Annotated in this window: 20 protein-coding genes; 10 read left to right on the forward strand and 10 right to left on the reverse strand. The window is 44.3% G+C overall.

The genetic code is table 11. The features are described from left to right. Positions 1-39: 39 nt before the first annotated feature. The 3 genes from ACZ5ZC_RS07090 to rnk form a co-directional block, all read right to left on the reverse strand. Positions 40-1,824, reverse strand: a complete 1,785-nt coding sequence (locus ACZ5ZC_RS07090) for an Ig-like domain-containing protein (RefSeq protein ID WP_464931549.1) — start codon at positions 1,822-1,824, stop codon at positions 40-42. Positions 1,825-2,303: 479 nt separating this feature from the next. Then, a complete protein-coding gene (locus tag ACZ5ZC_RS07095; protein WP_046875474.1) occupies positions 2,304-3,257 on the reverse strand; it encodes a GGDEF domain-containing protein in 954 nt (317 codons plus the stop codon). A gap of 238 nt (positions 3,258-3,495) precedes the next feature. After that, positions 3,496-3,903 carry a nucleoside diphosphate kinase regulator gene (gene rnk / locus ACZ5ZC_RS07100; RefSeq protein WP_054867642.1) on the reverse strand — a complete coding sequence of 136 codons (408 nt, stop codon included), beginning with the start codon at positions 3,901-3,903 and terminating at the stop codon, positions 3,496-3,498. Between the two features lie 529 nt (positions 3,904-4,432). On the opposite strand from rnk, the gene nirB reads away from it, so the two are divergent. From nirB to cobA, 4 genes are all read left to right on the forward strand, one after another. Further along, complete coding sequence (nirB, locus tag ACZ5ZC_RS07105) at positions 4,433-6,997, forward strand: nitrite reductase large subunit NirB (RefSeq protein WP_054867641.1); 2,565 nt, start codon at positions 4,433-4,435, stop codon at positions 6,995-6,997. 13 nt (positions 6,998-7,010) lie between these two features. Continuing rightward, a complete protein-coding gene (nirD, locus tag ACZ5ZC_RS07110) occupies positions 7,011-7,334 on the forward strand; it encodes a nitrite reductase small subunit NirD (protein WP_054867640.1) in 324 nt (107 codons plus the stop codon). Between the two features lie 196 nt (positions 7,335-7,530). Continuing rightward, complete coding sequence (locus ACZ5ZC_RS07115; protein ID WP_005394601.1) at positions 7,531-8,382, forward strand: formate/nitrite transporter family protein; 852 nt, start codon at positions 7,531-7,533, stop codon at positions 8,380-8,382. A 173-nt stretch (positions 8,383-8,555) separates the two neighbouring features. Continuing rightward, on the forward strand, positions 8,556-9,314 hold the full coding sequence (cobA, locus tag ACZ5ZC_RS07120; RefSeq protein ID WP_152814329.1) for a uroporphyrinogen-III C-methyltransferase: 759 nt from the start codon (positions 8,556-8,558) through the stop codon (positions 9,312-9,314). A 13-nt stretch (positions 9,315-9,327) separates the two neighbouring features. On the opposite strand, the gene ACZ5ZC_RS07125 is transcribed toward cobA, so the two are convergent. Further along, positions 9,328-9,768: a DUF4174 domain-containing protein gene (locus tag ACZ5ZC_RS07125; protein ID WP_012842228.1), complete on the reverse strand. Its 441-nt coding sequence runs from the start codon at positions 9,766-9,768 to the stop codon at positions 9,328-9,330. Positions 9,769-9,885: 117 nt separating this feature from the next. Between ACZ5ZC_RS07125 and ACZ5ZC_RS07130 the strand changes: the two genes are divergently transcribed. Then, entirely contained in the window at positions 9,886-10,374 is a 489-nt protein-coding gene (locus ACZ5ZC_RS07130; protein WP_005394594.1) for a LabA-like NYN domain-containing protein, read from the forward strand. A gap of 88 nt (positions 10,375-10,462) precedes the next feature. Here ACZ5ZC_RS07130 and ACZ5ZC_RS07135 read toward each other — a convergent pair whose 3' ends face one another. Beyond that, the gene (locus tag ACZ5ZC_RS07135; RefSeq protein WP_005394592.1) at positions 10,463-11,794 is read right to left on the reverse strand and encodes an anaerobic C4-dicarboxylate transporter; all 1,332 of its coding nucleotides are present in this window, start codon (positions 11,792-11,794) and stop codon (positions 10,463-10,465) included. A gap of 420 nt (positions 11,795-12,214) precedes the next feature. Between ACZ5ZC_RS07135 and ACZ5ZC_RS07140 the strand changes: the two genes are divergently transcribed. Then, positions 12,215-12,952, forward strand: a complete 738-nt coding sequence (locus tag ACZ5ZC_RS07140) for a siderophore ferric iron reductase (RefSeq protein ID WP_054867638.1) — start codon at positions 12,215-12,217, stop codon at positions 12,950-12,952. Positions 12,953-13,041: 89 nt separating this feature from the next. Continuing rightward, positions 13,042-15,213, forward strand: coding sequence for a TonB-dependent receptor (locus ACZ5ZC_RS07145; protein ID WP_054867637.1), 2,172 nt, complete (start codon positions 13,042-13,044; stop codon positions 15,211-15,213). A 53-nt stretch (positions 15,214-15,266) separates the two neighbouring features. On the opposite strand, the gene ACZ5ZC_RS07150 is transcribed toward ACZ5ZC_RS07145, so the two are convergent. Further along, complete coding sequence (locus tag ACZ5ZC_RS07150) at positions 15,267-15,458, reverse strand: DUF2986 domain-containing protein (RefSeq protein ID WP_012842232.1); 192 nt, start codon at positions 15,456-15,458, stop codon at positions 15,267-15,269. Positions 15,459-15,594: 136 nt separating this feature from the next. Here ACZ5ZC_RS07150 and ACZ5ZC_RS07155 point away from each other — a divergent pair, with 136 nt between their 5' ends. Continuing rightward, positions 15,595-16,104, forward strand: coding sequence for a GNAT family N-acetyltransferase (locus ACZ5ZC_RS07155; RefSeq protein WP_054867636.1), 510 nt, complete (start codon positions 15,595-15,597; stop codon positions 16,102-16,104). 13 nt (positions 16,105-16,117) lie between these two features. Further along, positions 16,118-16,507 (forward strand): nitrous oxide-stimulated promoter family protein, encoded by a 390-nt coding sequence (locus ACZ5ZC_RS07160; RefSeq protein ID WP_258692254.1) that lies wholly within the window; start codon positions 16,118-16,120, stop codon positions 16,505-16,507. 48 nt (positions 16,508-16,555) lie between these two features. Here ACZ5ZC_RS07160 and ACZ5ZC_RS07165 read toward each other — a convergent pair whose 3' ends face one another. Further along, complete coding sequence (locus ACZ5ZC_RS07165; protein WP_054867635.1) at positions 16,556-17,716, reverse strand: MFS transporter; 1,161 nt, start codon at positions 17,714-17,716, stop codon at positions 16,556-16,558. Positions 17,717-17,892: 176 nt separating this feature from the next. After that, a complete protein-coding gene (trxC, locus tag ACZ5ZC_RS07170) occupies positions 17,893-18,327 on the reverse strand; it encodes a thioredoxin TrxC (RefSeq protein WP_464931550.1) in 435 nt (144 codons plus the stop codon). 162 nt (positions 18,328-18,489) lie between these two features. On the opposite strand from trxC, the gene ACZ5ZC_RS07175 reads away from it, so the two are divergent. Next, entirely contained in the window at positions 18,490-19,584 is a 1,095-nt protein-coding gene (locus ACZ5ZC_RS07175; RefSeq protein ID WP_139059428.1) for a ketoacyl-ACP synthase III, read from the forward strand. 86 nt (positions 19,585-19,670) lie between these two features. Here the strand turns inward: ACZ5ZC_RS07175 and ACZ5ZC_RS07180 are convergent, their stop codons facing one another. Both ACZ5ZC_RS07180 and ACZ5ZC_RS07185 read right to left on the reverse strand, forming a co-directional pair. Next, positions 19,671-20,996: a DUF1501 domain-containing protein gene (locus ACZ5ZC_RS07180; RefSeq protein WP_464931551.1), complete on the reverse strand. Its 1,326-nt coding sequence runs from the start codon at positions 20,994-20,996 to the stop codon at positions 19,671-19,673. A gap of 9 nt (positions 20,997-21,005) precedes the next feature. Continuing rightward, positions 21,006-22,574 carry a DUF1800 domain-containing protein gene (locus tag ACZ5ZC_RS07185; protein ID WP_464931552.1) on the reverse strand — a complete coding sequence of 523 codons (1,569 nt, stop codon included), beginning with the start codon at positions 22,572-22,574 and terminating at the stop codon, positions 21,006-21,008. Between the last annotated feature and the right edge of the window lie 166 nt (positions 22,575-22,740).

Genomic DNA, 22,740 nt, shown 5'->3' on the forward strand with positions numbered 1-22,740 from the left:
TGGAGTATTCTCCAGGCTTTTTCATATGAATTGCGTGATTTAGTTCGGTTTCCCTTTACCGTTTCCACCACCATTCCCACCAGAAGTCGATTGTAAGGTGATACTAATCGTCGCGGTTGAAGAAGATTGACCGTCACTGATCGTATAAGTAAATGAATCATTATTCTTAAACTTCTTCGAAGGTGTGTATTCAATGGAGCCATCACTCAGTACACGGGCGCTGCCTTTGTTTGGCTTAGCGACCGTAATGGCAAGAGAGGTCGATTGTTCAAACGAGTCATTATTTAACTGCTCGATGCGAACGACGGATTTATCACTGATCGTTACGCTATCATTCACCGCCTCAAGTGGTGACGTCGACTGAGACAACACTGTGTAAGATAGCTCGGTTTTGGCTGATTGTTCATTTTCAGCATCTATAACGTCAACGGTTATGCTGTAAGAGTTCGGCTGAGCATCGCTGTTTGACGTAACCATGACCGTCGTTTCTGCACTCATGCCGGAAGGAACCGTCAAGGCGCTTGAGTCATAATTCCATCCGTCAGGAACGCTTAAAGCCGTTGTATAAGTCGCGTCTGCACATTCTGTATTGTTCTGGTTCGTCACTTTAAGATTATACGCTAACGTTTCTCCAGCATTTGCATCAGAACCTGATAGTGGGGTTAGAGAGAGTAGAGGCGATGTCGCAACGCATTGCCCGGATTCACCACCAAATATGACACTGACCTGTGCGTTTTGACCATTAGCACTTTCCAAAGTAATCGACACGCCTGTTTTTGGATCGGTGAACGTTCCACCAATTGGAAGAGCAGGGTCTTCCCAGTCATTACTCCCAAATAATTGTTTGAAAGTGGAGTCAGGCTTCATGTGTAGCAAGCGGCTACTTTTAAGATCACCGTCTGTCGCTAGGCGCACAACCACACCTTCTGTCACATCTTGGCGGTATACGATGTACGAACGGTCACGTAAAAAGCTGTCGTAGCCAAGAGCTTGTCGATATTCAACGTAAAACCATTGGCGCTGACCTGTAATTGGATCGGTACCTCTTGGGATTTTTAAAACTTTTGATGAAGTACTTTCAAAGTCTTCATAGGCATCAATAGAGTAAACACCATCACTAGAAATGATTTGAGCAGGGGAGGTCTGCCACCCTAAGTTTTCCAATTGGAAGGCGCTAAAGTAACCCATATCGTAGTTACCCATTGTATCGTAGCTATCACCGTACTCTATGACACGGCAATCACCAGCTAACGTACCGTCTTTACAGTCGAGTGCGGAAGCGTGATGCAATCCAAAATTATGTCCTAATTCATGGGCGATAACTCGAGGCTCGAAAACCGCATTTATTGACGCTCTAGAGGGAGTTACTCCTTGACTACCAGAGCCTTCTGATGCACATCCAGTTTTGGTTGTTAAGTAGATAAAACGGTCATAGTTTGATAGTTGATATCCCGCAGTTTCAGCCATTTTGTTGGCTTCCGCTGCTACAGCATCATCATCGCAAATTTGGTTTGATATCGGTAAGGTGAATGTTCCAGCAACATCACCAGATAGCCAAAGTTGCCCCTGGGACATTTGCGAATAGAAGTCGCTAACGGTATTAAAAACAACATGATGGGCGTCTTCTTTAGAGATCGGGATCTCTTGAGGGTTTTCTTGGAAATTGACGAGTACAACTAATGTTTTTTGTTCACCACTAGCCACTTGCTCAGCATAAACCTCTGATGAAAAAGAATATGCTGACACGAGGGTTACAAAGCCAAGAGCTAGCAAGCGTAAATTTGACGCAACAAAGCCCAATTGAGGGAGGATGACCTTCTTCAATTTATATACCTACTTAATATTTTGATATTAAATGAAATTACAAATTCATAATGTTTTAAATAAAATAAATACCGAGCTCTACCCAAATAGAACCAGTAATTATCAAGTGTGCATTATGTTTTATAAAGTTTGTTTTATATTTGTGTGTGTTTATTACTTTTAAACACGAGGCGAGATATTAGCAGAAGGGGTGGTTAAAATTCAACCATGCATTTCGGTTTTTATAAGTTTATGAATTATAATGTTTAACTACTTTTTACTAGTGGTTTTTATAAAAATAATAAGAAATAATATTGTATGCAACAAAAGCAGTCACAAAGACAGTAATAATATTACACCGTGTAGTATGCAACACTCTTAATTGTTTGTTATTTCTTTTGTTTACTATATAAATGACTTATTAAAAATAAGACGCTATCAATTCCGTAGAGAAAATTGTAAAATTAAAGAAATATTAATTTCAAAAAACAAGAGAATTATTATATCTGGATATAGGCAACGCCATTTTTGCCATTTTTCTTTATCTCATACATTGCATGATCGGCTTTTTGATAAACTTCATTAAACTGTTGTTTTCCTTTATCAAATAGACAAACACCGATGCTCATTCCAATCGTTACTTTATTTAAGTCCTGATTTATCGCAGGAATGATGGAACTTAAGAGTCGATCACAAAGTTGAGATATTTCTTCTTGATTTGAATAAGAGCTTAAAACGACAAACTCATCTCCTCCTATGCGTCCGACTTGAGACTTGCTTGGCGCAAGCTCTGTTAAGCTATTGGCGATATTGATGAGGAGAGTATCACCAGTATGATGGCCTAGCTGGTCGTTAACTGCTTTAAAATTATCTATATCAACAAACACTAAGGCAGACTGCTGAGACGGCTTGGTTTGAGGTTGATGATTAAAGTTTTCCTCAATTGCTTTTCTATTTAACAGTCCGGTCAATGGATCACTCGAAGCTAACTTAGCCAGTTGCTGCTCATATCGCTTTTCTTTTGTAATATCGATATGAGTGCCCATCATGCGTAGTGGTTCGCCATCAGAACCATACTCGACGATGCGCCCTCGATCGTAGACCCAACTATCACTGCCGTCTTTATGAATCATGCGATGAACTACCTCATAAAGGTCGGTTTTGCCAGCTAGGTGATCTTCAAATGCACCCACCGCAAGATCATAATCTTCAGGGTGGAGATTGTTTTTCCACGTTTCAACCGTCGCGGTTAATTCATGGGGCTGATAACCTAGCATTTTGCCCCACTGCATATTGAATATCGTCAAAGTACCTGAAGGAATATGCTGCTCCCACAAACACAGTCCATTACTGTCGAGTGCAGCATTCAACTTTTCTTGTAGTCGCGCATTCTTCCGCTTCAGCTCTTCATTTTCTTTTTCTAAGCAGGCAATTCGAGTTAGATATTCTTCCATTTTGCGCATAATTTACGTCGTTTTCGGAGCGACAATATACGAAAAATACTTTGCAATTTCTATGATTGAGCTTGGAGATATAAGTATTGAATATGCGGTAAATAATAAAGAATCGGTGATGTTACTTAAGAGCAGCAAAGTAAATGCTTGGAAAAACAAAGAGGGAAATAGGGGATAAGCGAGGGGCTCTCCTGGTGCAAAGTCATAAATGAGGCCTTTGCACCGGGACTACTGAGGGTTAGCGGTTTAGTGCACCACAACGCTCAGGCTGGTAGGTGATATCGACAATTTCAATTGTCTTCACTTGATTATTTGGCATTGGCCATTCAAGTTTTTGACCAACAGACAAACCGATCAGTGCGCTGCCTACGGGTGCAAAAATGGAAATATCATCACTGCTTTTCAGCTCAGATGGGTAAACCAGTGTCTTTGTCATGGCTCTATCTTCACCTGCAAATTTAAACTCTACAGTTGAGTTCATCGTGACCACATTATCTGGCATTTGTTCTGGCTCAAGAACCGTCGCACGGTCTAGCTCTGCTTCTAGCTCAACAAGCTCCGCCGCGATGTTTGGCATTTTATCCAACAAAGCCGTGATTCGGTTCATATCTAAGCTTGAAATGTAGATAGAATTGTTTTCTGACATTTTATGACTCCCAAATAAAAGGCCGCCTCACAAACATGGGACGGCACTCTATATGTCAATTACGGTATCAATCATATGGATTTTATTCCATATGAACTAAATCAGATTCTAGTCTTTATAGTGCGACTTAGCTAGTAAAAGATTTTTGTTGTGAGACTTGATTTTTCTAAAACTTTCAGTCACTTCAGTTGTTCACCTTTAGTAGCCTTGAAACGGCTAGGTTAAAACGAATGCTTTGTTTTTAAACAAAGCTGGGTTTATCGTTAGCGTGGTTTAACTCGACAATCATTGCCATTCTGTAAAAGCCAAAACTGTATAGCCCTTTGTGAGCATGACTGCGGTTATCTCATTTTGTAAAAACTACCAACATCCGTTAATAAATTACCTTTTATTCTTCAATATCAAGATAAAAACGTTCATCTACCCCTTTAGGGTAGTTTAAAATTGTAATTGATTTACATCATGTATTAATTTTCTTTCACAATTAACAATGAGCTCAGTGATAAGAACCTAACCCTTAGGAATTATAATGAGCAAGTTGAAGCTAGTAGTCATCGGTAACGGTATGGTAGGGCACCGTTATATTGAAGACTTAGTCGAGAAAACTGATATCTCTAATATGGAGATTACCGTTTTCTGTGAAGAACCTCGTGTCGCATACGACCGTGTGCACCTTTCCTCTTACTTTTCTCACCATACTGCAGATGAACTTTCTTTAGTAAAAGAAGGCTTCTACGAGAAACACGGTATTAATATGCTGATCGGCGAACGCGCGATTAACATCAACCGTGAAAACCGCATTGTTTATTCCAGCACGGGCCGTGAAGTTCAATACGACAAGCTGATTCTTGCTACAGGCTCATTCCCATTTGTCCCGCCTATCAAAGGCCACGAAAGCAAAGACTGTTTTGTTTACCGCACGATCGAAGATCTAAAAGCGATTGAAGCGTGTGCGAAAAACAGCAAATCAGGCGTGGTTATCGGTGGTGGTCTTCTAGGTCTTGAAGCGGCAGGCGCACTAAAAGCATTGGGTGTAGAAACACACGTTGTTGAGTTCGCGCCAAAGCTGATGGCTGAGCAACTTGACCTTGCTGGTGGTAACCAACTTCGTCAAAAAATCGAGCGTATGGGCGTGAACGTTCACACCAGCAAAAACACGCTTGAGATTGCGCCAGAAGGCACAAACGCACGCAACGTTATGCGTTTTGCTGACGGCACTGAGTTAGAAACAGACTTCATTGTATTTTCAGCGGGTATTCGTCCACAAGACAAACTAGCACGCCAAATGGAGCTAGAACTTGGCCCTCGTGGCGGTGTTGCCATCAACGACCACTGCCAGACTTCTGATGAGAACATCTACGCGATTGGTGAGTGTGCGTCTTGGAACGACATGTTCTACGGCCTTGTTGCTCCGGGTTACAAGATGGCGACGGTTGCCGTTGATCACCTACTGGGTAACACAGAAAGCAAATTCGAAGGCGCTGACATGTCTGCGAAGCTGAAACTTCTTGGTGTAAAAGTAGGTTCTATCGGTGATGCGAACGGTCGCACTGAAGGTTGTAAGAGTTACGTTTACCAAAACGAAGAGCAAGAAGTTTACAAACGTCTTATCGTTTCTGAAGACAACAAGAAGCTGCTAGGTGCAGTACTCGTGGGTGATACGTCTGACTACGGCGATCTGCTTCAATTGATGTTGAACGAAATCGACCTACCAGAACACCCAGACGCATTGATCCTTCCTGCACACGCAGGCGCTGAGAAACCAGCACTCGGTGCGGATGCACTACCAGAAAGCGCAGTGATCTGTTCATGTTTCGACGTAACCAAAGGCAAGATCGCTCAAGCGGTTGCTGATGGTCACCACACATTGGGTGACATCAAAGCAGTGACTGGCGCAGGTACAGGCTGTGGTGGTTGTATTCCTCTAGTGACGTCTGTTCTAAATGCTGAGCTTGCTAAATCTGGTATCGAAGTGAAGAACGACGTGTGTGAGCACTTTGCATACTCACGCCAAGAGCTATTCCACCTAATCCGTATCGAAGAGATCAAAACGTTTGATGAGCTTTTAGATAAATACGGTAAAGGTTACGGCTGTGAAGTTTGTAAACCACTGGCTGGTTCTATCTTGGCTTCTTGCTGGGGTGAGCACATTCTTAAGCCACAACTGGTTAAGCTTCACGACACGAACGATAACTTCCTAGGTAACATCCAAAAGGACGGTACTTACTCTGTCATTCCACGTATGGCGGGTGGTGAAGTAACACCTCAAGCACTGGGTGCGCTAGCGAACGTTGCTGCAGAATACAACCTATACACCAAAGTAACCGGTGCTCAACGTATTGGTCTATTTGGTGCTCAAAAAGACGATCTTCCAGAGATCTGGCGCAAGCTTATCGACGCTGGTTTCGAAACAGGTCAAGCGTACGCAAAAGCACTTCGTATGGCGAAGACCTGTGTTGGCTCAACTTGGTGTCGTTACGGTGTTCAAGATTCTGTTGGTCTAGGTTCTTACATCGAGAACCGTTACAAAGGCATTCGTACACCTCATAAGATGAAGTTCGGTGTTTCTGGCTGTACTCGTGAGTGTGCGGAAGCACAAGGTAAAGACCTTGGCATCATCGCGACTGACGCAGGCTGGAACATGTACGTATGTGGTAACGGTGGTATGAAACCTCGTCACGCAGACCTACTAGCAAGCGATCTAGATAAAGAAACGCTAATCAAGTACATCGACCGCTTCATGATGTTCTACATCCGTACTGCTGCGCCACTACAACGCACATCAGTTTGGATGGAAAACATGGAAGGTGGCGTTGACTACCTACGCGAAGTGATTGTTGACGACAAACTTGGCATCAACGCTCAACTAGAAGCTGACGTAGCGAAGCTTGTAGACGAGTACGAGTGTGAGTGGACTGCGACTATCAACGACGAATCACAACTGACTCGTTTCGCACACTTCATCAACTCTGACAAGCGCGATGACAACGTTATGTTTGTACAAGAGCGTGAACAGCACCGCCCGGCAACTTTCACGGAAAAACACCCTGAAGCGAAAGGCGACATCCTACACGTAGCGATCACTGAAGCATAAGGGAAGGTTGATTATGTCATTTGAAAAGATTTGCCAAATCAGCGACATCGTACCGGGCACGGGTGTTTGTGCACTGGTTGATGGTCAGCAAGTTGCGGTATTCCGCCCAACACAAGCAGAAGAAGTGCTGGCGATCAGCAACACAGACCCGTTCTTCCAATCAAACGTGCTTTCTCGCGGTTTGATTTGTGAGCACCAAGGCGAACTTTGGGTAGCAAGCCCACTTAAAAAGCAACGCTTTAACCTGGCAACAGGTGCGTGCATGGAAGACGAGCGTTTTAACGTGAAAGCGTACAAAACGCGCGTAACCAACGGTGAAGTAGAAATTTCTGCATAAGCTTGGTTCGCATTCCCTCCTCCTTAAGGGGAGGGAATGCACTGAGTACTTAGATTCAATAGACAAAGGCTTTCCAAGCGTCATCTTGGGGGAACAGGGAAGCGAGATGATGTCGACAGCAGTGGGTGTCAACGGGAAGCCTTTCTCTATTCAATCTTTAACTTTTTAACTTTCAATTTTGAATAAGGACACATTCATGTCTACAGACTTTAAACCTGCTGAATTCGTGCAAACCATGATCAACGTGGGTGAAGCGAAAATTAATACCAGCACTCGAGATCTTCTGCTTCGCGGCACGATGGCAGGCGTTATTCTGTCTCTTGCGGTGGTGGTTGCTATTACCGCGATTGTACAAACGGGCATTGGCCTTGTGGGGGCGCTTGTTTTCCCTGTGGGCTTTGTGATTCTCAGTGTGATGGGTTACGACCTTGTCACAGGTGTTTTTGGTCTTGCGCCTTTGGCTAAGTTTGCTAACCGTCCGGGTATCACTTGGGGTCGTATTTTCCGTTGCTGGGGATTGGTAGGTTTGGGTAACCTGATTGGTTCTCTAATAGTGGCTTACCTAGTGGCTATCTCTCTAACCGGTAACTTCTCTCTAGAATTGAACGCGGTAGCGAAGAAGTTTGTCGCTGTATCGACTGCCCGTAGCCTTGGTTTCGAAAACATGGGCATGGACGGATGGATCACGTGTTTTGTTCGCGCTATCTTCTGTAACCTAATGGTGTGCCTAGGCGTGATCGGCAACATGACGGCACGTTCAGTATCTGGTCGTGTAGCGATGATGTGGTTCCCAATCTTCATCTTCTTCGCACTCGTATTTGAGCACACCGTGGTAAACATGTTCCTATTCCCACTGGGTATGATTCTAGGTGCGGATTTTGGTATCGCGACTTGGTTGAACTTCAACCTTATCCCAACCATCTTAGGTAACATCGTTGGTGGTCTTGTAATGACTTGTCTGCCACTGTACCTAACTCATGCGAAAACAGCGCCTTCTATCAACGTAGTTGAAGAAGAAGTAAAAGCAGAGCCTGCAATCGCAAAATAAACTGCTTTTATCTGGCCCTATCTATGGAAGGTAGGGCTACTCAACTCATTTAACTTTCAATAGATATTGTATTGATTTAGCTATAAAAAGTAATAACTCCTTGGGGTAGTTTAAACCTTAAGTTAATAACGTGAGTGTTACTCTTTATATCCAAATTTCCGATAGGCGTTGATATGACTACTGCGAACTCATCTTTAAACAGCGGCTTTGTTTCTCTAGTTGGTGCGGGGCCGGGCGATCCAGACTTGCTGACGGTCAAAGGTTTGAAAGCCATTCAAGCGGCTGAAGTTGTGGTGTATGACCGATTGGTATCTAAAGAGATTCTAGAGTTAGCACACGTATCCGCCGAGATGATTTATGTCGGGAAAAAGCTCGATTTTCACTGCGTACCACAAGACCAGATCAACCAAATTTTGGTGGAAAAAGCACAAGAAGGGAAACGCGTTGTGCGCCTAAAAGGTGGAGATTCATTTATCTTTGGACGCGGCGGTGAAGAGTTGGAAGAGCTTGCAGAATACGGTATTCAATACGAAGTGGTGCCGGGGATCACCGCTGCGGCTGGCGCGACGGCTTACGCAGGTATTCCACTAACGCACCGTGATCATGCGCAAAGCGTTCAATTCATCACGGGTCACGTGCAAAAAGACGGTCGCGAAATTGAATGGCGCTCGTTAGCGCAATCAAACAACACGCTTGTGTTCTACATGGGGTTGAAGCAAAGCGGCCACATTATGGACAAGCTCATCACGCACGGCTTAGATCCAGAAATGTCATGCGCAATCATCGAAAATGGGACGCGAGCAGAGCAACGCGTGTTCCAAGGTAAACTAAATGAACTTTCTGAAATGGCTGAGAAAGCGATCAGTCCAGCATTGATCGTCGTTGGCAGCGTGACTCAGTTGCACAACAAACTAGACTGGTTTAGAAAATAAGTTCGTCTAATGGTTAGATTTTGCAGGGGCTGTGACGTCTCTGCATTTCTTGCTTACGCATTGGCATTTGATCAATCAAGTTGTTGATAAATGGCCAATCCGTTTCTGCGCCCCATCGGTATTTCTCTTGGCCATCTTTACCCAGTAAAATTGCGGTATGTGAGCCTTTTTCAATTTCATACAGCTTGGCAAGCATTTTCAAATCAAACTCTTCTTTGAGCCAAGCTGGAGACGTATAGCCTTGTTCTGTAATGACTAATGTGACCACATCTCTGTCTTCCAACTCACACTCATTCATAAGTGTTTCTAGCAAGAATTGTTTGACGTATTCATCGTTTTCTGGAGCGAAGTAAAGCACACTCCGATGCGGCCAGTACTTTGAATGTGCTGGATAACCGAATGCTGTCGATGACAAGATACAAGAAAGTAGTATCACTAGTAACTTTCCGCCCATGACAGTTCCCCTAGAAACCCAAATACCGTTTATACGTTAAGTTTAGTGGAATTGGCTCATTGTGCTTTTTCCAAAACTGACTTAGGGTAGGCAGCAAATAAATCAAGCGTAGAAAAGATGAATTCAGAAAGAAAACAAAAGATCGCCATTTTGGTTGATGTACAGAATGTGTATTACACCTGTCGCGAAGCGTATCGCAGTAATTTTGATTACAACCAGTTTTGGTATGTTGCGACGCAAGGGAAAGAGGTGGTGAGTGCTCGTGCTTATGCCATCGCGAGTAACGATCCAAAACAGCGCCAGTTTCATCACATTTTACGCGGTGTTGGGTTTGAGGTAATGCTTAAACCCTATATTCAGCGTCGTGACGGCAGCTCGAAAGGCGACTGGGATGTCGGTATTACTCTTGATGCGATTGAAATTGCCCCTGAAGTTGAAGAAGTGATTCTCGTTTCTGGAGATGGGGACTTTAGTCTTCTGGTGGAACGAATTCAGCAGCGCTTCAATAAAACGGTGACCGTTTATGGTGTGCCTAAGCTAACATCCCAAACTCTGATTGATTGTGCCGATAACTTTGTCGCGATTGATGATGACTTCTTACTGTAATCACTAACGTGACAAAGAAAAGGCGAGTCATTCAGGCTGTACGCTAACGTACAATGACTCGCCTCTAATTTATTGTTGATTTGGCTAATTATGAAGGAATGATCATTTGTCCTAACAAGTAGCCCAAACAGCAAGCACCAATCACACCAATCAAACCGACCGACATAAATGAGTGGTTGAAGTACCACTTACCAATCTTAGTGGTACCTGACGTATCGAAGTTCACTGTCGCGATATCTGAAGGGTAGTTCGGAATAAAGAAGTAACCGTATACCGCAGGCATTAGGCCGATAAGCAGTGCCGGATCCAGACCCAAGCCAAGACCAACAGGCAGCATCATACGAGCCGTTGCTGCTTGAGAATTCACCACAACCGATACAATGAACAACGCAAGCGCGAACGTCCAAGGGTAGTTGGTTACCATCTCAACGATGCCAGATTTGAACTGAGGCATTGCGTATTGGAAGTAAGTATCTGACATCCAGGCGATACCGAAGATAGCAATGGCAGCCACCATACCTGATTTGAATACTACGCCGTTTGGTACGTCACGTGGATCAGTTTTGGTTGCAAGCAAAATGATACCGCCGAAGCAGAGCATCATCATTTGAATCACAACGGCCATGCTGATTGGTTTCGCGCCATCTACGATGGTACGAATGTCCGGCCACATCGCGATAACGACGATAACCAAGATAGATGCGATGAACAGCAACACAGAGTTACGAGCACTTGTTGGTAGCACTTCATCAAGAGACGTTGCAGTGGTGTTGAGGATCTTTTCACGCCACACCGGATCTTTTAAACGCTCTTGGTATTCTTCATCGTCTTCCAGTTCTTTACCGCGTTTTAGGCTGTAAAGTGACATCAGCAACGTACCGAATAGCGTCGCTGGAACAGTAACGAGCAAAATAGAAAGCAGAGTGATCTCGTGCTGAATATCAGAGAGTTGTGCCAAGTAGTAAACGACTGCCGCTGAAATTGGAGAGGCCGTAATCGCGATTTGCGAAGCGACGGAAGCGGCTGCCATTGGACGTTCCGGACGAATGCCGTTTTTCAGTGCAACGTCGCCAATGATTGGCATGATGGAGTAAACCGCGTGACCTGTGCCGAGCAAGAAGGTCATAAAGTAAGTAACAAAAGGAGCGATCAGGGTGACGCGTTTTGGGTTCTTACGAAGCACACGTTCGGCAACTTGCAGCATGTATTTCAAACCACCAGCCGCTTCAAGAATGGATGCACATGTTACCACTGCCAAGATTATCAACATAACGGTGACAGGAGGGGAGGTTGGCGGCATCTTAAAGATGAAGACTTCAATCACCAAACCAATACCAGATACGACCCCAAGGCCTATACCACCATAACGTGAGCCGATATACAGCATCACGAGCAAAAATAGAAACTCAAGATACAACATGTGGATTTCCTTATTCAAAACAGGGGGCTATATAGCCAAATTACTTAATTACATTGTCCCGATATTCAGAAAGAAAATACTTCATGTTGTTCACACTCCTTTGGATAAGAAACAGCAATATTCAATTATTGGCAATAACTCACGCTAAACAGGGAAACTGTTAACACAGTTTTATCAGGATGTTTTTATGCTGTGTATTTTTGCGATCATGTCAGCGCTAAATGCGAAGAGGTTTAAGAGTTTGTTGCTATTCATCGCATACGTAACCGGACCTTACGGGCGCAAAGAGCTTGAAAATAAAGACAGAGACCACAGATGAGAATAGGCTCTTGTTATGTGAACGCAAAGGATAATAGTTTGCATTGCGATTAGTGCTTGGGTATAAAGGTGTCAGAATGACTACACCAACAATAAAACATCATGTCTGAGCAATTTTTCCCGCAACTATTTCAAACTTCGAGTGAGATTACGCCTTACCTGCACGGTGATATTGGCGAAATAGGGCAAGAAGTTATTCATATCGAAAATGATATCAATCCGATCATTCAAGGCCTTTACCAACAGTTGTCTGAGGCTCATCCGGAAGCGGGGAAAGCGTATTGGTTGACGAGAACGTGGGATTTGTTGTGTTGGCAGCCTGTTTATGTTGCGTTCATTTCTATCTACGGTTTCCACACGTTGCCAAACATTCGTGAGATGGCGCAGCACCTCAAGCCTTGTTTTGTGTCTGGATATCGATTCGCTGACGAAACACATATACATGATAAGCCAGAAGAATTAATAAAAGAGGCCGGACGTCAAATTCGAGAGTTGTTCGATTTCTACCAACAAGAAATGAGTCAATGGACGCGCATTCGCCCAGGTTTCACTCATCAATTGATGTCGGATGGGATCATGGCTTGTTTGATTCGTCTTCAACAGCGTTTTCCGCAAATGACCAACACGACATTGCGTGAGCATGCCATCTTGTGGTTGCAGGCATTGGGTTTAGATGCCAACAGTAGTCATTCACTTTATGAGACGTCACTGGATCAGCCGCTAAAATTGGTCAGAAAAAGCTGTTGTTTAGTCTATAAGTGTGAAGGCAGAAAGCTTTGTGAAGATTGTCCTCGTTTAGAAAAAAATCGACAGCTTATGAGCAAGCATAATCCTAATTAACATTTGGTTAACTTATGTAACAGTGCTCGATTTGAGAGTGAGAATAAGTATCATTGCACGCTCTTGTTGACAACAAAAAGATAAATACAATGATAAAAAGGACGTTTTCTCTTAATCTCATCGTACTTGCGATGAGCAGTGGATACGCAGTTAGCTCAATAGCTGCGGAAGAACTTCAACAAACATCAACACCAAGTGATGAACAAATGGTGGTCGTGGGCAGTGTGATGCCGAAGTCGATCTCTGATATTCCAGGAACGGTTTGGTTTGTAGGGCAAGAGGAAATTGCCCAACAATATCGCGCGGGCAAGACACTTGGTGACATTCTTTCTGCAACCATTCCTTCGTTAGACGTTGGTACGGGTGGTCGAACTAACTACGGCCAGAACCTGCGTGGCAGAGCGATGTTGGTGATGATTGATGGTGTCTCACTGCAGTCTTCTCGCCCAATTAGTCGTCAGCTTGATGCAATTGACCCATTCAACATCGAGCGAATTGAAGTACTATCTGGTGCAACCTCCATTTATGGTGCTGGCGCTACAGGTGGTGTTATCAACATTATCACCAAGAAAGCGTATTCGGATGCATTGTCATTTGAATCCTACGTGAGTGGCACTACAGGTTTTAACAGCAGCGACGATTTTGATTACAAATTAGCCCAGTCTATTTCCGGTGGTAACGATCGAGTTGCCGCTAGAGGTTCGGTTGTGTACACCGAGACACAAGGTGCATTTGACGCAAATGGCGACATTGTCACGCCAGATATCTCCCAAGGCTCTTTGCAGTACAATTCAACGCTCGATGTTATGGGATCGACAGAGATTCAAATCTCCGATGCCAGCAAGTTAAACCTTGTCGCACAATACTATGACAGCCAGCAAGATTCGCCATACGGCTTGTACATTGTTAACAATAAATTTGTTGATGTACGAGAGGGATTCGATTCCGATCGTGAACACGGTACAGAGCGAGTTCTCTTAAGTGCGAACTACGCCCACGACAGCGTATTCGGTCATCAACTGATTGGCGAGTTATCTTACCGAAGTGAAGACCAAACATTTACTCCTTATTATCAAGGTGCTTCTCAGCAAAAGACAGAGGTTTTTGCTGGACGTTTGGCACTGGCAAAAAACTGGGAATCATTCAACCTTGTTTATGGTGTTGATGCGTATTTAGACCGTTTTGAGAGCAATCAAGCTCTGTTCGATCCAAGCATTGCAAACAACTCTGGAAACTTGATTAATAAAACGTACGCCGAAGTTGGTCGTTACCCAGGTGTAGATGTAACGTCTTACGCAATGTTTGTTCAAGGTGACTATCAAATTAATCAAGATTGGTCCGTTCAAGCAGGCTACCGCTATCAATACATGGACAACAAGATTGATGACTTTGTTGCCTATAGCGTACAAAAGAAGATTGCCTCGGGTAATGGCGTATCAGCGGATGCGGTACCAGGTGGCAGCACCGACTATTCTGTAAGTCTGTTTAATTTGGGCACCATTTATCAGCTTAATGATGAATCTCAACTTTGGGCAAATTTCTCCCAAGGTTTCGAACTTGCTGATCCTGCGAAGTACTATGGTCAAGGCAGCTATGATGCTGTAGATGCAAACGGTCACTATGCGTTGAACAACAGCATTAACGTGTCTGACTCAAAAATGTCAGGTATTAAAACGGACAGCTATGAGATCGGTTACCGTCTTGATACCAACTCTCTTGCGCTTCAGGCGGCAGGCTATTACTCGCTTTCAGACAACTCCATCAAGTATGATAGAAAAACGTTGTTGATTACGAATGTTGACGACGAGCAGCGTGTTTACGGTGCAGAAGCAAACATCAATTACTGGGTGACTCGCGATATCCTGTTAGGGGCATCAGGACACTACGTAGTTTCTGAGCTGAAAACCGATGGTAAATGGGAAGATTTGAGCGCAGGTAAAGCCAGTACGTCTAAGGCTGATGCATGGGCTGCATACTACCAAGATTCGTACTCGATTCGTCTACAAAGTCAGACGATGTTTGATTACGAAGATGACGCCAACAATAAGTTGGAGGGCTACACCACGTTTGATCTTCTGGGTAATGTAACACTACCTATTGGGCAGTTAGGCTTTGGTATTCAAAATCTATTTGACGAAGACTACACAACCGCTTGGGGTCAACGTGCGCAGATTCTTTATGCGGCACACTACGATGCAGCAGCTTACGACTACAAAGGAAGAGGTCGCACATTCACACTGAACTACAGTGTTGAATATTAAAGTCAATTCTCTCCGTACAATAAACAAAAAAGCCGCATAAAGCGGCTTTTCTTTTAGGCTTGATCTGTCGGCACTGTGTCTACAACATTTTCCGTGCTTTCCGAGGCTTGGTTTTGCTCTTCAGCTTCCATTTTTGCACGTTCAGCTTTGGAGATATAACGCGGCTTATTGCTCTTATGTAGCTTAGCGTTGTGCTTCTTCTGCTTCGCTTTTAAGATCTGATTGATTTTCTTCTTGCGGTTCATGGTGGTGGTCCTTTAATTTAGCGGGGCAGGATAGTTATTTTTTTATCAAGTTACAACTAAATAAGCCCTTACGTCGGTCGCAAGATTCAAGTACGTTTCTATGTCCAATCATCTCTCGCGTTTTAATGGAGTCCAAATGAAAACACTGATCACTGAACGTTTGATATTACGTCTTGTGAGTGTAGATGATGCACCATTCATATTAGAACTTTATAACCACCCAGACTTTTATCGTTTTGTCGGAGATAAACAAATTCGTACTGAATATGAAGCGGCGCGTTATATAAAAGAAAACATGCTACGCATGCAAAAAGTTAAAGGCGTGAGTTTACTCGTAGTAGAGAAAAAGGACGATGGACAGTCGATCGGTATTTGTGGGCTAGTTAAGCGTGACACATTGCAACACTACGATCTCGGGTATGGTTTTTTACCTTCTGCTTATGGTTGCGGCTACGGAGTCGAGTCGGCAACCGCGGTGCTGGAATATGCTCGAGAGGGAATGAAACTCGATAAGTTGGCTGCCATCACCAACAATGACAATATTCGTAGTATAAGTTTGCTCAAAAAACTGGGCTTTGAGTTTGAACGAGTTGAGCAGCAATACGATAATGGTCGAACGTTAGAACTTTACACAATGACGTTGTGATTTTTGGAAGCTCATGAGCGATATTTTACTTGGCAAGCTCGCCACTGAATTTAAGACGGTAAAAGCCATGGTAGAGGTTTACTGTCACGATCACCATGGAACAAAAAGTGACTTGTGCTCAGAATGTCGTGAGCTGCTTGAATACGCAGAAGTTCGTCTTGACCGTTGTCCTTACGGAGAGAATAAACCGACGTGTAACAAGTGTCCGATTCACTGTTATAAACCGGCCCCGAAAGAGCAAATGCGTTTGGTCATGCGTTACTCTGGCCCCAGAATGCTACTGAAACATCCCATCTTGGCGGTTCGTCATTTACTTCATGAAAAGCGCGCGGTACCGGAAAAACCTGCAGCGAACGCGTCAAACCGTCACAAACGTTTATCTAAACAAAAAAGCGAAGAATAAAAAACGAGGGCGACATGCCCTCGTTTTCGTTGAGTAGAAGTTGCGTGGTTAGAGGCCAGCGGCCATACGCTGCTTAGTTTTGCTCGCTGCAAGTAGCATGTATACGCCAGTCGCAACCAAAGCGGCAAACAAGTAGCCTAGTAAGCCATGTTCTTGGCCCATAAATTTATCAGCCACAACCGGGCCAGCAACAGAGCCAATGCTGTAGCTGAACAGCATGACTTGTGTGGCAGAGACAATAAAGCGCTCATCAAGTCCTTCACAACCTAAGTTGATCGCAATTGGGTACAAGGCAAAAGTAGCTGCACCTAAAAAGAATAAAGCAGCAGCTAATACCACGGCTGACGATGAAATAAAGGTCAAACCGATCGAAAAAATACCCAAAATACAGAAGAACGCCATTAGCACTGTGCGGCTCATGTATTTGTTCAATGTGGTCACCATTGGTTGAACCAACATGCCACCTAGGATCACTAGTGCCATCAATGTACCAACGTCTTGATGGTTGATTTTACGGTTAGTGAGCTCAACAGGCATTAATCCGTATATCGCGCCTAAGGTCAAACCAGATACAACACAACCAATAATTGCAGCATGGTTTAGCTTGGCGATTTGCTTAAATGACAAAGCGGTTGATTCATGGCTGTTTGGTTGTTCACACTCAATAAACATCAGCACCAACATCGCCATTAGGATCAGAGTTGTGATTGCAATGAACGGAACACCGCCACTTACGCCAAGTACACCAATGCCAAATTGGCCTAATGCAGAACCGCCATAAAGCGATAGCATGTACAAGCTCAAACGTTTTGCACGTGATGCTTCGTCGCCAGACATTAGCCAAGATTCAACAATGACAAAAACGCCCGCAACGGCAATACCTGCGATAAAACGAGCAGCAAGCCACACTAACCCATTAGCAAAAACGGGTAGCGTGACAATCGTTAGCGAGAATGCCGCTAAGCAGCCAATAAACGCTTTACGGTGACCCACTTGACGCACGACACGTTCAATAAACATCGCGCCGACCAATAAGCCGCCATAAAAAACACTCGCCAACCAACTCGCATAATCTGCTGAGATGTTGTATTCACCGAGCATGAGAGGGATCAAGCTCATTAAATAGCCCGAAGCCACCGCATAAAGAGACAGTGCGACGACTGGAACTGTAACTCGTGGTGATGCTGCAGGAACGACTGTGTTTTCCACTGTTTTGCGCCTATAAGTTAAATGAAATCTATGGGTTATTCGGCGCGAATATGAGGCTAATAGTTAGGCAAGTAAAATGATTAATTTAAGTCGTTTCGACAAATAATATTTGTTAAATAGATAGGTCGATAAGTTGCATAAAAACGCCAACCTACCAGTGAGGTTGGCGTGGAGAATTACTTATTAAGTGCTTGATTTAACCATTGATCAAACTGACTTTTCGGTAGCGCACCATTGATCATATCAACGCGTTGACCGTTCTTGAAAACCATGATGGTAGGAATGCTTCGAATGCCAAATTGTGCAGCGAGCGCTTGTTGTGCTTCTGTATCAATCTTTACAAAACGAGCCGTTCCTGCTTGTTCATGAGCGACATCCGAGAAAACAGGGGCAAAACCGACGCACGGATTACACCAAGGGGCCCAAAAGTCGACGACAACAGGCGTATAACTTTGTAATAGGGCAGAAAAGTTATCTTGCGTTCCTTCGATAGGCGCGCCATCAAAAAGTGCACTTTTACATTTACCGCAAGTTGCAGACTCTGCAACACGCTCATTAGGGACACGATTCAGACCGCCGCATGAAGGGCAGCGAGTTTTAAACGATGACATGACTTCTTCCTTTATTACGTATTGATGAAAACATGACTTACCAGTCAGCCTCATTATTTGTATACTTATTTTTTAACCTGCCGAAATAACGCAGAGCAGGTTTGTATTTGAGCCTAAGGTTCTAAGAAATTTTATTAAAATACAACAATAAATAGGTCTGCGATGACAAATTACTACGCTGAAATTACAGGTTGGGGGAAATGTGTTCCTCCTGCCGTGCTCTCTAACGATGATCTTAGCACTTTCCTTGATACTTCAGATGAGTGGATTCGTACCCGCACGGGTATCGAAAACCGCCGTATTAGCCATGTAAATACTTCAGACATGGCAACCGTTGCTGCCAAACACGCATTGGCGCGCGCGGGCGTTGACGCAAGCGACGTTGATTTAATCATTGTGGCGACTTGTTCTCCGGATTCACTTATTCCAAACATCGCATCTAAAATACAGCAGAACTTGGGTATTCGTTCTGCGGCGGCCTTTGATTTAAATGCCGCATGTACGGGATTTGTCTACGGCCTTGAAACGGGTACACGTTTGATTCAATCAGGTAACTATCGCAACGCGATCATTATTGGCGCGGAAAGATTGTCTTTCTACATTGATTGGGCCATGCGAGATACCGCTGTTCTATTTGGTGATGGCGCGGGCGCCGTTGTGTTATCAAGAACAGAAAAAGAAACGGGTCTACTGCAATCTCAAATTGGTTGTGACGCTAAAGGTCGCGATATTCTATCCGTGCCAAAGTTTGGTACTTGTATGGATCGCTTTGCTGAGGACAACGGTTACTGGGATTTCAACTTTGTAGGACAAGAAATTTTTAAACGTGCGGTAAAAGGCATGGGGCTAGCTGCGAAAACCGTGCTTAAAGCATCACAGTTAACTACCGACCAAATCGACGTTGTTATTCCTCATCAAGCGAATATTCGCATTATTCAAACCCTATGTGACCTATCTGGGATCCCACACGACAAAGCGTTTGTGAACATCCAAAACTACGGCAATACTTCTGCAGCGACGGTGCCAATTGCATTGTGTGAAGCGGTAGAGCAAGGCCGAGTTAACCCAGGTGATAACATGCTTCTTGCTGCATTTGGTGCAGGTTTGACATGGGGTGCGGCAGTATTGAAATGGGGTGACCGCGTAACGCCAATTGGTGAAAGTGATGCGGTTCTGCCTGAATGTGAGCAATCCGCGCTAGAATTGCTTGAGCGTGCCATTAAGCTGTGTAACGAGCGTCGTCGCGACGAAGCGTAACGGACATTCAGCGGAAATGATATTGAAAAGAGAGCGTAAATGCTCCCTTTTTCATGACAAGTTAATTAAGAGCTCATTAAAGCAGCTTAAGCCATAAAGCCAAGGTTTGAATTAGCGAAGTTGCGGATATTCGGGAACACGTATTCCAATGCCGCGTTATCACTCACGCCCATCCATTGCGCGAGGGTTGAGCCCACTTGATCCGCTGCAATTTGGGGTATGAGTCGACCTTGAGAATAGTCATCGTTTCCACCCAATACTAGTTCAGGCCATGTGCCGATAGGTCGCTGACCATTCACCGCGCCTCCAATCAATAGTTGATGACCACCCCAACCGTGATCGGTGCCGTTACCGTTGCTTGTCATCCGTCGACCAAAGTCAGACATTGTAAAAGAGGTGACTTGCTTGTTTAGCCCCAACCCTTCAATCGCACGATACATTGCTAAGAGGTTAGTTGCTAGATCTTCGAGTAGTACGGGGTGTCGAACTAATTGAGAATCGTGTAGGTCGTAGCCAGAGTGTTTAACGAAGAAGACTTGTCGTTGTTGCTTTAACACATCTTGGCTTGCGATCAATTTGTAGACGGTTTGCATCTGCTTGCCGAGTGTTGATGAGGTGAACAGCGGCGCGTCATCAATATGATTGAGTTGCTCGCTTAGCACGCGGCTCATCATCATCGATTCATCAACCATCAAATTAAAGTGACCACTAAACGGATTCTCTGTTTGATGAGAAAGCAGTTGATCATAGATCCCCTTGTATAGTGGGTTATCAATCGCGGTAAGCTGAACCGCACGGTCTTTTTTCAGCACGGTTTGGCGGTGTTCCATCGCGCGTAACCAAAGCGAGTTCCCGTGCACACTGTATAGCGGGGTTATTTCTGATTCAGAAGTTAATACGTCCAACATTCTGCCCGCCCAACCCAAATTGCTAGATTCTTGCATACCACCAAGTAACCAAGCGTCTGTTTGTGAATTGTGGGAAAACAGTTGCTCGGGAAGTGACGCTTCACCTAGCTCAATCGCTTGTTTTGTAACGGGATGGTTGAGAATACCGCTATTGAGCACGATATTGGCATCGCCTTGTTCGAAAATTGAAGACAGCGCCTTTAGTTTGGGGTGTAAGCCAAGTTCTACCAGATTATCCGAGCTATCGGCGGTACGCAAATTGATAGGGAGTATGTCGTCTTTGGCGACAGAAAGAGCCCCTCTGACTTTGGCATATTGGTTATAGTGCGCGTCAGACAATGGCAGTACAGTGTTGAACGCATCGTTTCCACCTGCTAAATAGACACATATTAATGCTCGAAAGTCATTAGATGGCGCCGCGAGAGAATAACCCGGTAGACCAAGCGAAGCTAAAGCGCCCATCGATGCAGTGCTTTTTATAAAATGTCGTCGTGAAATATCCATAATCCACTCCTAATCCTGAATATAGAATTCATCGCCGGAAATGGCGGTAAAAATCACCAAGGCGAGCTTTGTTGTTGGCACATAGTCCTCACGATATTCATCTAACACGGTGAGCATGAGTTTTTTTAATTCCGCCGAGGCCGTTCCAGCAAAGAAGCGTGCGTTAACCAGCTCGACTAAGGCATCGTGATCATCTAAAAGAAGATAAAACTCGCCGAGATCGAGTGTGTAGGAATCACCGCCGCCTCTGCGAGTGCTGGTCAACATATAGTTGACCAAATCGGTATAAACAGACCAGTTCAGTAGCTCATACTCCGGAGAGCTAATACCAGACTCCGTAAACTCGTTAGATGGTTGGTAATCAGGAGAGTAAAAATTAAATACGGAAGGAGAACGAAGAGGTCCTTGATTGGCGATATTCATCATCGTAGTGGCGTCTTCGTAACGTGTAGATTTGATTGTAAAACCCGCTGCTCGATGAAAATTAGTTAGGACCAGTATTGGCTCTTTCACTTTTATTGGCGGGGTATCTGTCATGCCTAGAGCCTCAGAATCGAGCAAGATGGCATGAATGACCGCGTTTAAATCTCCTTTTTCTCCTTTGCCATTGTTATTGAATACCGAAGCAACACGTGCGATGTACTCCGGACTTGGATTCGAAGTTACAAAACGTTGGATAAGTAGCTTAGAAACAAACGGCGCCATGTTTGGATGAGACATCAAAATATCGATCACTTTTGAAAGCTCTTCTTGCGCAGTTAAACCAGCAGGAATTGTGTTACCAAGCAATCGTTTCTCGCCATCATCGTGTCGGTGGCTGATGACTCGCATCGGTTCGACAAACGCTAAATCGGCATTTTTCCACCCAGTTAATGCTCGAGCGAGCTCTTGAATATCCGTTTGGGTATATGTGGGGATAGGCTTACCCGTTGTACGATCAAGCTTTTTACTGCCATCGATATTCAGTTCATACAAGCCTAGGGTGAACAACTGCATCAACTCTCGAGCGAAGTTCTCATCAGGTAATGCACCCGTCGTGTTGTTCTCTTTTGCGCTACCGAGCATTGACAAATAGCTGCCCATAACAGGATGAATGGAAACGTCATATAATAAATCTCGGTAGTTGCCAAAAGCGTTAGCAATCAATACGTCATAGTAGTCGACTAGACCAGTGGGCTTACTGGAAAGGACACCGCCATAGCGAGAGACCACTAAGATCTGGCTTAATGCATACGCCATGCGCTGTCTGAGTTGATCATCAGCGGTAATAACAATTTGATACCAAGCGTTTTCGCGATTGGATTGTGCGCCTTTGGAAAAAGGTGTCCGATAGAGCGGTTGATGATAGGTGGCAGGAAGGTTGATTTGTTGAGATATCCAACTTTCCATCCCGACTTCTTCTACCTCATCAATTAATGTTGGTGTTGGCCCAAAAGTGCTCTGATAGAGGAAACGCGCAACGGTTTGATCGGAGGGCGTTAGTTCCATTTCTGCTGGTACTGAAGGGACGTAACTTAGTAATAAGATAATCAACCCTAGAACCCAACAAGAGATTTCATTCTGTTTCTGACGTCTCATAGTTAACTCGCTTACCCGAGGGAACGACTTAAATCCATTTAACGGGAGTGATTAAGCTCATTTGAGCTAAATAATAAATTTAGAAAAATCAAGCAGCTGCAGGAACGAGTATAGTCTCTATAAGTGACTAACAAAAAACTCAATCTATGAATTTGGTACTTTAGTG

It is taken from the genome of Vibrio sp. JCM 18905 (genome assembly GCF_055393305.1).